Here is a 10,521-nt window from a genome sequence, read left to right as displayed (position 1 = left end):
GGCGGGTCCCGGCCGGGCGCCGCGCGCCGCGTCGAGGGGCGTGCCTCAGCCGCGGCCCCACAGGTCGAGCTCGTCGACGGTGACGGCGCGCCCGCCGGCCAGGGAGGCGTTGCCGGCGATGCCGACGGCGACGGCGCGCACGCCGTCGGTGTAGTCGGCCGCGGTGCCCAGCGGGTCGTCGCCGGGGCCGGTGAAGACGTCGCGCAGCAGCCGCTGGTCGCCGCCGCCGTGGCCCCCTGCGCCCTGCTCGATCGCCACCTCGCGGGCGGTGCCCCAGTGCTGCTGCACGAGCAGGCGCTCGGAGACGGGCCGGGCGTCGCGCGCGTCGCGCTGCTCGGGCACGGCGCTGGGGTCGATGCCGCCGCCGGGCGCGACGGCGCCGCGCTCGACGACGGTGAGCTCGGCGCGCCCGGCGGTGCCGTTGACGGCGACGGTGTAGCCCTCCCAGGGGGCGTGGGCGTTGAGGGAGTAGGACATGCTCGGCCCGCCGGCGTAGTCGACGACGAGGGAGAGGTTGTCCTCGACGTCGATCTCGCCGCTGAAGACGTCCTGGTCGCGCAGGTAGCCGTCGTGCTGCTCGTTGTCGAGGTAGAGGCGCTGCAGCAGCTCGTCGCCGCGCAGGTCGAGCTGGAAGGGGTCGCCGGGGTCGCCGCCGGTGCCGCGGGCCGGGCGCGGGCCCAGGCCGCGGGCGGCGGCGTTCCCCGGGCCGTAGAAGCGCAGCCCGCCGCTGGCGAACACGCGGCGCGGCTCGTCGTCGATCCACCAGTTGACGAGGTCGAAGTGGTGGGAGGCCTTGTGCACGAGCAGGCCGCCGGAGTCCTCCTTGCGCCGGTGCCAGCGGCGGAAGTAGTCGGCGCCGTGGGCGGTGTCCAGGACCCACTCGAAGTGCACGGAGGTGACGGTGCCGAGGGCGCCGGAGGCGATGACGCGCTTGAGGGCGGTGTTGCGCGGGGAGTAGCGGTAGTTGAACGTCATGACGACGGAGCGGCCCGTGCGCTCGACGGCCTCGACGATGCGCCGGGCGCCGTCGGCGTCGGTGGTCAGGGGCTTCTCCACGACGACGTCGGCGCCGGCGAGCAGGGAGCGGGCGACGAGGTCGGCGTGGGTGCGGTCCGGGGAGGTGACCACGACGCGGTCCAGCCCGTGCTCGGCGACCACGCGCTCGAGGTCGTCGGGGTGGAAGACGACGGGGTGCGCCCCGGCGGCCTCGGCGGCGGCGCGGTGGAACTCCGCCCGGCCGGGGTTGGTGTCGCCGAGCGCGACGAGCCGCGCGTCGTCGGAGTGCGCGCCGGTCATCGCGCCCGCGTACATGCGGGCCCGCGAGCCGCACCCCACCAGGCCGTAGCGGCGCTGCGCCATCGTCTCCCCCTCGAGCCGTGAAAGCCCTTTCCCGACGGTGACCCTAGGCTCCTCCCGGAACCGCCGTCAACGACGAGGAGGACCGGTGCCCCACCCCGAGCCCACACCCGAGCGCGCACCCGAGCACGCACCCGCGGTGCTCGCCGCCACCCCGCCGATGGGCTGGAACAGCTGGGACTGCTTCGGCACCACCGTCACCGAGGCCGAGGTGCTGGCCAACGCCGACCACCTCGCCGAGCACCTGCTGCCGCACGGCTGGGACACCGTCGTGGTGGACATCCAGTGGTACGAGCCGGTGACGCGGGCCGGCGGGTACCGCCCGGTGTCCGACCCGGTGCTCGACGCGCACGGCCGGCAGCTGCCGGCCCCCAACCGCTTCCCCTCCGCCGCCGGCGGGGCCGGTTTCGCGCCGCTGGCCGCGGCCGTGCACGAGCGCGGCCTGCGCTTCGGCCTGCACGTCATGCGCGGGATCCCCCGCAGGGCCGTGGAGCTGGACCTGCCGGTGCTGGGCACGGACGCCACCGCCCGCGACATCGCGGTGCCCGACGACGACTGCGCCTGGAACCCCGACGACGTCGGGGTGGACCTGGACCACCCCGCGGGGCAGGCCTGGTACGACGCGCAGGTCGCGCAGTTCGCCGCCTGGGGCGTGGACTACCTCAAGCTCGACGACGTCCTGCACCCGTACCACGAGCGCGACGTCGCCGCCTACGCCACCGCGATCCGCCGCAGCGGCCGCCCGATCGTGCTGTCCACCTCCCCCGGGCGGCGCCTGTCGCTGGCGCGCGCGGCGCACCTGCGCGCCCACGCGCAGGTCTGGCGGGTCAGCGACGACCTGTGGGACCGGTGGGAGGACGTGCGCGAGCAGTTCCAGCGCGCCGCGCGGTGGGCGCCGCTGCAGGGCCCCGGCGGCTGGGCCGACCTGGACATGCTGCCCCTGGGGCGCATCGGCATCCGCGCCGAGCGCGGCGAGGACCGCCTCAGCCGCCTCACCCTCGACGAGCAGCGCACGATGGTGACGCTGTGGTGCGTGGCCCGCTCCCCGCTGATGCTCGGCGGGCACCTGCCCGACACCCCGCCGGAGACCCACGCGCTGCTGACGAACGACGCGGTGCTGGAGGTGCTGCGCACCAGCTCCGGCAACCGCGAGGTGGTGCGCGACGAGGACCTGGTGGTGTGGACCGCCGACCTGCCCGGCGGCACCTGCGCGGCGGTGTTCTGGATCGGCGAGGGACCCAGCGGGCCGCTGCGGCTGAGCGCCGGCGACCTCGGGACCGGTCCGCTGGGCGCGGTGCGGGACCTGTGGTCCGGGGAGGGGGTCGCGTGCACCGCGGAGGCGGTGGAGCTGGAGGTCCCCGCGCACGGGACCCGGCTGCTCCTGCTGAGCCCCGCGGGCTGACGGCCCACCGGCTGAGGGCCCACCGGGGGCCCTCAGCCGGCGGGGGCGCGGCTCAGACCAGGCCGTGCGCGTGCATCGCCTCCGCCACGCGCAGGAAACCGGCCACGTTCGCGCCCACGACGAGGTCGCCGGGTGAGCCGTACTCCTCGGCGGCTTCGGCGCAGCGGGCGTGCACGTCGTGCATGATGCGCTCCAGCCGGGCCTCGGTGTGCTCGAAGGTCCAGCTGTCGCGCGAGGCGTTCTGCTGCATCTCGAGCGCGGAGGTGGCCACCCCGCCGGCGTTGGCGGCCTTGCCGGGCCCGAAGGCGGTGCCGGCGCTGCGGAACACCTGCACCGCCTCGGGCGTGGAGGGCATGTTGGCGCCCTCGGAGACGGCGATGCAGCCGCCGCGCACCAGCCGGGCGGCCGCCTCGCCGTCCAGCTCGTTCTGCGTGGCCGACGGCACGGCCACCTCGCACGGGACGTCCCACACGGAACCGCCGGCCACGTGGCGGGCCGAGCGCACGCGCTCGGCGTAGTCGCTCAGGCGCCCCCGCTCGACCTCCTTGACCTGCTTGAGCACCTCCAGGTCCAGGCCGCCCTCGTCGACGACGTACCCGGCGGAGTCGGAGCAGGCGATCACCCGAGCCCCCAGCTGCTCGGCCTTCTCCACGGCGTACAGGGCGACGTTGCCCGAGCCGGAGACGACGACGGTGCGCCCCTCCAGGGACGTGCCCCGGGCGGTGAGCATCTCGGAGGCGAAGAACGCGGCGCCGTAGCCGGTGGCCTCGGTGCGCACCCGCGCCCCGCCCCAGGTGAGGCCCTTGCCGGTGAGGACGCCGGACTCGTAGCGGTTGGTGATGCGCTTGTACTGCCCGAACAGGTAGCCGATCTCGCGCCCGCCGACGCCGATGTCGCCGGCCGGCACGTCGGTGTGCTCACCGAGGTGCCGGTACAGCTCCGTCATGAACGACTGGCAGAACCTCATGACCTCCCCGTCGGAGCGGCCCTTGGGGTCGAAGTCCGCCCCGCCCTTGCCGCCGCCGATGGGCATCCCGGTGAGCGCGTTCTTGAACACCTGCTCGAACCCCAGGAACTTGACGATGCCGAGGTAGACCGAGGGGTGGAAGCGCAGCCCGCCCTTGTACGGCCCCAGCGCGGAGTTGAACTCCACCCGGAAGCCCCGGTTGATCTGCACCTCGCCGCGGTCGTCCTGCCAGGGGACGCGGAAGATGACCTGCCGCTCCGGCTCGCAGATGCGCTCGATGGTCTTCAGCTCGGTGTACTCCGGGTGGCGCGCCAGGACCGGCCCGAGGGACTCCAGCACCTCGCGCACGGCCTGGTGGAACTCCTCCTCGGCGGGGTTGCGGCGGACGACGTCCTCGTAGATCGCCTCGACGAGGGGTGCGACGGTGCGGGTCACGGCGGTGCTGCCTCCTGCCACGGTGCTGGACGGTGCTCCGCCGCGCGCTCGACGGGTCGACGCGAGCCTAGTGGAGCCGGTGCGGCGCGTCCGGGTCGCGCCCGGGGGCCCGCAGCACGGCCCGGCGGATCGGCTCGCAGCCGGTGCAGCGGCACAGGTTCGAGGTCAGCAGGCGCCGCAGCCGCTCGGGGTCGTCGACCACGGCGGGGTCCTGCTCCAGCGCCGTCTGCGCGAGCACCAGGAAACCCGGGGTGCAGAAACCGCACTGCAGGGCGTGCTCGGCGGAGAACGCCCGCTGCAGCGGGTTCAGCCCCTCGGCGCCCTCGCCGTCGGCGAGGTCCTCCACGGTGCGCACCGCGCGGCCCTCGCAGGGGACGGCCAGCACCAGGCACGAGCGCACTGCGCGCCCGTCGAGGGAGACGGTGCACGACCCGCACACGCTCTGCTCGCACGCCAGGTGGGTGCTCGTGAGGCTCACCGCGCCGCACGGCGGCGGGCCAGGTCGACCAGCTCGCCGGCGGCCAGGTGCAGGGCGGCGCCACCCGTCTGCAGGGAGCGGCTGCCGAAGCTGCCGACGCCGCTGGCGGCCTCGGCGGTGTCGGCGGCGACGCGGGCCAGGGCGGTCTCGCGGCCCTGCCCGGTGGAGGAGGTGCCGCAGCGCGCGACGAACGTGCCGTCCGTCAGGGCCTCCCCGCTGCCGAACTCGCGCAGCATCGGCCCTTCCCCGCCGGAGCGCTCCACGTAGCTGCAGAAGCCGATGCCGACCGGGCGCTGCCCGGCGCGCCCGAAGTTCCTGCGGCGCAGCTCCACGGGGTCGACCCCGAGGCGGCGGGGTCGACGAGGGCGGGCAGCGGCTCGATCCGGTGCCGCACCGCGTCGACGCCGTCCTCGGCGCGGTAGCGGTCGTCGGCCAGCACCACGGCGAGGGGCTGGCCGACGTGGCGCACCCTGCCCACCGCCAGCGAGGGCCAGTCGCACCCCTCGGCGTCACCTGGCTGGCCGAACGGCGGCACCACCGGCAGGCCCGGCAGGTCCCGGGCGGCCCAGGCCCCCAGCACGCCGGGCACGCCGCGGGCCGCGGAGACGTCCACGTCGACGAGCACGCCGTGCGCGACGGGGCTGCGCACGAACGCGGCGTCCAGCAGCCGCGGCAGGGGCACGTCGGCGACGTGACGGCCGGCTCCGCGCAGCAGCCGCAGGTCCTCGCGGCGCGTCAGCTCGACGGTCACCGCTCCAGTGCACACCCGGGGTGCGCCCCGCACCACCCGGCCGGAGCGGCCGGAGCGGTCCTCGGGGCGGTCCTTGCGGCGGCCGCGGGCGCGGTGCCACGATCACCGCCGCAGTCACCGTCGAGGAGGCCGGCATGTCCGAGGACCGCGACACCCGCAGCTCCGTGCTGGAGCGCTTCCCCACCAGGCACCTGCCCGCCCCGCAGCTGCGCGACCTGCCCCCGGGGCCGCCGCGGCTGCTGCCGGTGCTCGGGCCGGGCGTGGTCGCCGCCGGCGTGGGGCTGGCCAGCGGGGAGTTCATCCTCTACCCCTACATCGCCTCCCAGGTGGGGTTGGTGTTCGTCTGGGCGGCGCTGGTGGGCCTGGTGACGCAGTTCTTCATCAACATGGAGATCGAGCGGTACACCCTGGCCACCGGCGAGACGGCGCTGACCGGCTTCAGCCGCTTCTGGAAGCACTGGGGCCTGGTGTTCGCGCTCCTGGCGTACTTCGCCAACCTGTGGCCGGGGTGGGTGACCAGTTCCGCGACCCTGCTCACCTACCTCGTCGGCGGCAGCGTCACCCCCATCGCCATCGTCATGCTCGTCGTCATCGGGGCGGTCTTGACCCTGGCGCCGGTGGTCTACACGGCGCTGGAGCGCATCGAGACGTTCAAGGTCGTGGCCGTCCTGGTCCTCGTCGTCATCGGCGCGACGTTCGCCATCGACGCCGGGGCGTGGGGCGACGTGCCGGACATCGTCACGCGGGCCACCGTGCCCTCCGAGCTGGGGTTCGCCCTGCTCACCGGGGCGCTGGCGTTCGCCGGTGCCGGCGGCGGGCAGAACCTCTGCCAGAGCAACTGGATCCGCGACAAGGGCTTCGGCATGGGCGCCTACGTGCCGCGCATCGTCAGCCCGGTCACCGGCAAGCCGGAGGCCGCCCCCAGCACCGGGTACGCCTTCGAGCCCACCGAGGGCAACCTGGCGCACTGGCGGCGCTGGTGGCGCGTGGCGAACACCGAGCAGCTCGTCACGTTCGTCCTCATCACGTTCATCACCATCACCTTCACCTCCCTGCTCGCCTACGCGACGGTGTTCGGCCGCCCGGACCTGGCCAACGACATCTCCTTCGTGCAGACGGAGGGCGAGGTCCTCAAGGACGTCGTCGGGGACTGGTTCGGCACCCTCTTCTGGGTCGTCGGGGTGATCTCGCTGTTCGCCGCGGCGCTGGGCATCGTGGACTACACCAGCCGCCTGGGTGCGGACGTGCTGCGCGTGAGCTACCTCAAGCGCACCTCGGAGAGCAAGGTCTACTTCGTCCTGGTGTGGGGCCTGGTCCTCTTCGGCTGCGTGGTGCTGCTGGTCGGGCTGACCGCGCCGCTGGTGCTGCTGGTCATCTCCGCCGTCGTCGGCGGGTTCATGATGTTCATCTACTCCGGCCTGCTGCTGCTGCTCAACCGCCGGGTGCTGCCCGCTCCGCTGCGGCCGCGCGGGGTGCGCGTCGCGGTGCTGGTGTGGGCGGTGCTGCTCTTCGGCACCCTGTCGGTGCTGACGTTCAACCAGCAGGTCCAGCGGCTGCTGGGCTGAGCACCGGGCTCAGGCGGGCGCGAGGAACGCCCGCGCGGGCGCGCCGTCGGAGCCGGGCAGCAGCAGCGGCAGGCACGTGAAGGCGTAGCGGCCGGGGGCGGCGGCGCGCAGGTCCAGGGCCTCCACGACGACGACGCCGGCGCGCAGCAGCACCTCGTGGGCGGGGGCGGGGTCGTCGAACGGGGCGATGGACAGGTAGTCGATGCCCACCAGGCGCACGCCGCGCTCGACGAGGACGGCCGCCCCGTCCCCGGTCAGGGCCGGGAACCGCTCGCTGAAGGCGGGCCCGTCCCACAGCGCGCCGCCGCGGGTGCGCAGCAGGACCCGCTCGGTGCCCGCGGGGAACCGCAGGGCGCGCACCGCGGCCGCGTCGAGGTGCCCCACGGCGCCGGTGGCGTCGACGTGGGTGCCGCAGTGCGCCGAGCAGGTCAGCCGCGAGACGTTCACGCCGTCCTGCGCCAGCGACTGGTGGCGCTGCACGACGAGCTCGGTGTCCCCGGGGTACAGCGGGACCCGGCCGGGCACGAGCGGCACGGTGACGTCGATCAGCTGCCGGTCCACGGCCACCCCCTCGGTGCGGCGGTCCCTCAGACGACGACGTCGACCGTGTAGTCGGTGTCGGCGAAGCCCAGCCGGCCCAGCGCCTCGACGACCTCCTCGCGGGCCAGCCGCTCCGCCTGCGCGTCGCCCTCGGCGTCGACCCGCAGGTGCGCGGTGAGGCCGGAGCCGTCGTCGGTGCGGGTCACCGGCCCGCCGGGGTCGGCCACGGTGGCCAGGTCCGGCAGCGCCTCGCGCAGCCGGTCCACCAGGTCCGCGGAACGCTCGCGGTCCTCCGGGCGCACGAGGGAGACGTCCACTGTCACGGGTCGCACGGTCATGCCCCCACCGTGCCGCAGCACCCGGCGCCGCGCGCGCCGGGAACGCGGCACCGGCCCCGCCCGTCGAGCACGGTGGGGGCCGGCCGGCGGCCCGGGACGGGGAGGACGAGATGGGGCTGCGCGACCTCGCGGCGCGGTTCGGCGCCGGGGCGGCGTCGGTGGACACGGTGCTGGAGCGGGACGTGGCCCGGCCGGGCGGCCCGGTCGCCGGCCGGGTCGTCGTGGTGGGCGGTGCGGTGGCCCAGGACGTGCAGGAGGTCGTCGTCGCCCTGCAGGCCCGGGTGGAGGTGGAGAGCGGCGACTCCGAGTGGCGCGAGGACGTCGTCTTCGCCCGCGCCCGCGTCGGCGGCGGCTTCACCACCGCGCCCGGCGAGCGCGCGGAGCTGCCGTTCTCGCTGCTGCTGCCGTGGCAGACGCCGGTCACCGCGATCGGCGGGTGGCACCTGCGCGGGGTGCACGTCGGGGTGGTCACCAGGCTCGTCGTCGCCGGCGCGGTGGACCCCGGCGACCTGGACGCGCTGACGGTGGCGCCGCTGCCGGTGCAGCAGGCGGTGGTGGACGCGCTGGGCTCGCTGGGCTGGCGCTTCAAGAGCGCCGACGTGGAGAAGGGCCGCGTGCGCGGCTCCGAGCTGCCCTTCCACCAGGAGCTGGAGTTCGCCCCGCCCCGGCACGTGCGCGGGGTGAACGAGCTGGAGGTGACGTTCCTGGCCGACCCGCACGGCGTGGACGTGGTGCTGGAGGCCGACCGCCGCGGCGGGCTGCTCACCGAGGGCCGCGACGTGGTGAGCCGGCTGCGCCTGTCGCACGCCGACACCGACCGCGCCCGGGTGGCCGGCGCCCTGGAGGCCGCCGTGCGCGAGCTGGGCTCGCGCCGCGGCTGGGGCTGGTGAGCCGCTGACGCGCCGCTGCGCCGACGAGGGGCTGACGAGGGGCTGACGACGGCCGGCCCGCGACCTGGTGGTCGCGGGCCGGCCGTGGCGGTGCGGGGTTCAGGCGGTGACGACCACGGGCACGATCATCGGGCGCCGGCGGTGCTTCTGGCTGACCCAGGAGCCCACCGTGCGCCGCACGATCTGCTGCAGCTGGTAGGTGTCCACGCCGCCGGTGGTGGCCTCGTTGAGCGCGGCCTCCACCTTGGACCGGATGCCGGCGAAGCGGTCGTCGCCGTCGCCGATGAAGCCGCGGGCGTTGAACTCCGGGCCGGAGACGACCTTGCCGGTGACGGAGTCCACCGCGACGAAGATGGAGATGAACCCCTCCTCGCCGAGGATGCGGCGGTCCTTCAGGTCGGCCTCGGTGATCTCCCCGACGCTGGAGCCGTCGACGTAGACGTACCCCACGGGGACCGCACCGGTGATGCTCGCCCTGCCGTCGACGAGGTCGACGACCACGCCGTCCTCGGCGATGACGACGCGGTCGCGCGGCACGCCCGTCTTCACGGCCAGCTCGGCGTTGGCGACCATGTGGCGGTACTCGCCGTGCACCGGCATGACGTTGCGCGGCTTGAGGATGTTGTAGCAGTAGAGCAGCTCCCCGGCGCTGGCGTGCCCGGAGACGTGGATCTTCGCGCTCTGCTGGTGCACCACGTTCGCGCCCAGGCGGATCAGGCCGTTGATGACGCGGAAGACCGCGTTCTCGTTGCCCGGGATCAGGGAGCTGGCCATCACGACGGTGTCGCCGGCGTTGATGGACACGCGGTGGTCGCGGTTGGCCATGCGCGAGAGCGCCGCCATCGGCTCGCCCTGCGAGCCGGTGCACATCAGCACCACGCGGTCGTCGGGCAGGTCGTCGACCTGCTTGAGGTCGATGAGCACCCCCGGCGGGACCTCCAGGTAGCCCAGGTCGGCGGCGATGCCCATGTTGCGCACCATCGAGCGGCCCACGAAGGCGACGCGGCGGCCGTGCGCGTCGGCGGCGTTGAGCACCTGCTGCACGCGGTGCACGTGGCTGGAGAAGGAGGCGACGACGATGCGCCGCTCGGCGCGGCCGAACAGCTGCTCCAGGACCGGGCCGATGTCGCGCTCGGGGGCGGTGAACCCGGGCACCTCGGCGTTGGTGGAGTCCACGCAGAACAGGTCCACGCCCTCGTCGCCCAGGCGCGCGAAGGCGTTGAGGTCGGTGATGCGCCCGTCCAGCGGCAGCTGGTCCATCTTGAAGTCGCCGGTGTGCAGCAGCAGGCCGGCGTCGGTGCGCACGGCGACCGCGAGCGCGTCCGGGATGGAGTGGTTCACCGCGATGAACTCGCAGGAGAACGGCCCCAGCTGCTCGGTCTGGCCCTCCTTGACCCCCAGGGTGTAGGGGCGGATGCGGTGCTCCTTGAGCTTGGCCTCGACCAGGGCCAGCGTCAGCTGCGAGCCCACCAGCGGGATGTCGGGCCGCGAGCGCAGCAGGTACGGCACGGCCCCGATGTGGTCCTCGTGGCCGTGGGTGAGCACGAGCGCGACGACGTCGTCGAGGCGGTCGGCGATGGGGGCGAAGTCCGGCAGGATCAGGTCGACGCCGGGCTGGTGCTCCTCGGGGAAGAGCACCCCGCAGTCGATGATCAGCAGCTTGCCGCGGTGCTCGAGCACCGTCATGTTGCGCCCGACCTCGCCCAGCCCGCCGAGGCCGACGACGCGCAGGGCGCCGTCCGGCAGCGGCGGCGGGGCGGACAGCTCGGGGTGGGGGTGGCTCATGCGGCTCCTCCTGC

General features: G+C 74.8%; 11 protein-coding genes. 3 read left to right on the top strand and 8 right to left on the bottom strand.

The window, feature by feature from the left end; genetic code table 11:
• Positions 1 to 45: 45 nt before the first annotated feature.
• Complete coding sequence (locus GTR00_RS06280) at positions 46 to 1,359, bottom strand: Gfo/Idh/MocA family protein (protein ID WP_166610780.1); 1,314 nt, start codon at positions 1,357 to 1,359, stop codon at positions 46 to 48.
• A 157-nt stretch (positions 1,360 to 1,516) separates the two neighbouring features.
• On the opposite strand from GTR00_RS06280, the gene GTR00_RS06275 reads away from it, so the two are divergent.
• A complete protein-coding gene (locus GTR00_RS06275; protein WP_166610781.1) occupies positions 1,517 to 2,758 on the top strand; it encodes a glycoside hydrolase family 27 protein in 1,242 nt (413 codons plus the stop codon).
• 52 nt (positions 2,759 to 2,810) lie between these two features.
• Here the strand turns inward: GTR00_RS06275 and gdhA are convergent, their stop codons facing one another.
• From gdhA to GTR00_RS25585, 4 genes are all read right to left on the bottom strand, one after another.
• On the bottom strand, positions 2,811 to 4,160 hold the full coding sequence (gene gdhA, locus GTR00_RS06270) for an NADP-specific glutamate dehydrogenase (RefSeq protein ID WP_166610779.1): 1,350 nt from the start codon (positions 4,158 to 4,160) through the stop codon (positions 2,811 to 2,813).
• 67 nt (positions 4,161 to 4,227) lie between these two features.
• A complete protein-coding gene (locus GTR00_RS23575) occupies positions 4,228 to 4,638 on the bottom strand; it encodes a (2Fe-2S)-binding protein (RefSeq protein WP_166610778.1) in 411 nt (136 codons plus the stop codon).
• Positions 4,635 to 4,901 (bottom strand): molybdopterin-dependent oxidoreductase, encoded by a 267-nt coding sequence (locus GTR00_RS06260; protein WP_166610777.1) that lies wholly within the window; start codon positions 4,899 to 4,901, stop codon positions 4,635 to 4,637. Before GTR00_RS06260 ends, GTR00_RS23575 begins: the two co-directional genes overlap by 4 nt.
• Positions 4,841 to 5,389, bottom strand: a complete 549-nt coding sequence (locus GTR00_RS25585) for a hypothetical protein (RefSeq protein WP_166610776.1) — start codon at positions 5,387 to 5,389, stop codon at positions 4,841 to 4,843. The genes GTR00_RS06260 and GTR00_RS25585 overlap by 61 nt, the downstream gene beginning before the upstream one ends.
• A 134-nt stretch (positions 5,390 to 5,523) precedes the next feature.
• On the opposite strand from GTR00_RS25585, the gene GTR00_RS06250 reads away from it, so the two are divergent.
• Entirely contained in the window at positions 5,524 to 6,954 is a 1,431-nt protein-coding gene (locus tag GTR00_RS06250; protein WP_166610775.1) for an Nramp family divalent metal transporter, read from the top strand.
• Positions 6,955 to 6,963: 9 nt separating this feature from the next.
• Here GTR00_RS06250 and GTR00_RS06245 read toward each other — a convergent pair whose 3' ends face one another.
• Both GTR00_RS06245 and GTR00_RS06240 read right to left on the bottom strand, forming a co-directional pair.
• Positions 6,964 to 7,515, bottom strand: a complete 552-nt coding sequence (locus GTR00_RS06245) for a cyclase family protein (protein ID WP_166610774.1) — start codon at positions 7,513 to 7,515, stop codon at positions 6,964 to 6,966.
• A gap of 26 nt (positions 7,516 to 7,541) precedes the next feature.
• A complete protein-coding gene (locus GTR00_RS06240) occupies positions 7,542 to 7,832 on the bottom strand; it encodes a hypothetical protein (protein WP_166610773.1) in 291 nt (96 codons plus the stop codon).
• A 110-nt stretch (positions 7,833 to 7,942) separates the two neighbouring features.
• Between GTR00_RS06240 and GTR00_RS06235 the strand changes: the two genes are divergently transcribed.
• Positions 7,943 to 8,722, top strand: a complete 780-nt coding sequence (locus tag GTR00_RS06235) for a sporulation protein (RefSeq protein WP_166610772.1) — start codon at positions 7,943 to 7,945, stop codon at positions 8,720 to 8,722.
• A gap of 99 nt (positions 8,723 to 8,821) precedes the next feature.
• On the opposite strand, the gene GTR00_RS06230 is transcribed toward GTR00_RS06235, so the two are convergent.
• Positions 8,822 to 10,507 (bottom strand): ribonuclease J, encoded by a 1,686-nt coding sequence (locus GTR00_RS06230; protein ID WP_166610771.1) that lies wholly within the window; start codon positions 10,505 to 10,507, stop codon positions 8,822 to 8,824.
• Positions 10,508 to 10,521 lie beyond the last annotated feature (14 nt).

This window comes from Kineococcus indalonis, from assembly GCF_009906395.1.
In the GTDB taxonomy this organism is placed as follows: Bacteria; Actinomycetota; Actinomycetes; order Actinomycetales; family Kineococcaceae; genus Kineococcus; species Kineococcus indalonis.
Note: the sequence above shows the minus strand (reverse complement) of the source record. Positions and strands in the feature narration are given on the sequence as shown.

Bases quoted from the DNA above. Each gene is read 5' to 3' on its own strand.
- GTR00_RS06250 (WP_166610775.1), top strand. From the start codon at position 5,524: ATGTCCGAGGACCGCGACACCCGCAGCTCCGTGCTGGAGCGCTTCCCC.
- GTR00_RS06235 (WP_166610772.1), top strand. From the start codon at position 7,943: ATGGGGCTGCGCGACCTCGCGGCGCGGTTCGGCGCCGGGGCGGCGTCG.
- GTR00_RS06275 (WP_166610781.1), top strand. From the start codon at position 1,517: ATGGGCTGGAACAGCTGGGACTGCTTCGGCACCACCGTCACCGAGGCC.
- GTR00_RS06230 (WP_166610771.1), bottom strand. From the start codon at position 10,507: ATGAGCCACCCCCACCCCGAGCTGTCCGCCCCGCCGCCGCTGCCGGAC.
- GTR00_RS06280 (WP_166610780.1), bottom strand. From the start codon at position 1,359: ATGGCGCAGCGCCGCTACGGCCTGGTGGGGTGCGGCTCGCGGGCCCGC.
- GTR00_RS06240 (WP_166610773.1), bottom strand. From the start codon at position 7,832: ATGACCGTGCGACCCGTGACAGTGGACGTCTCCCTCGTGCGCCCGGAG.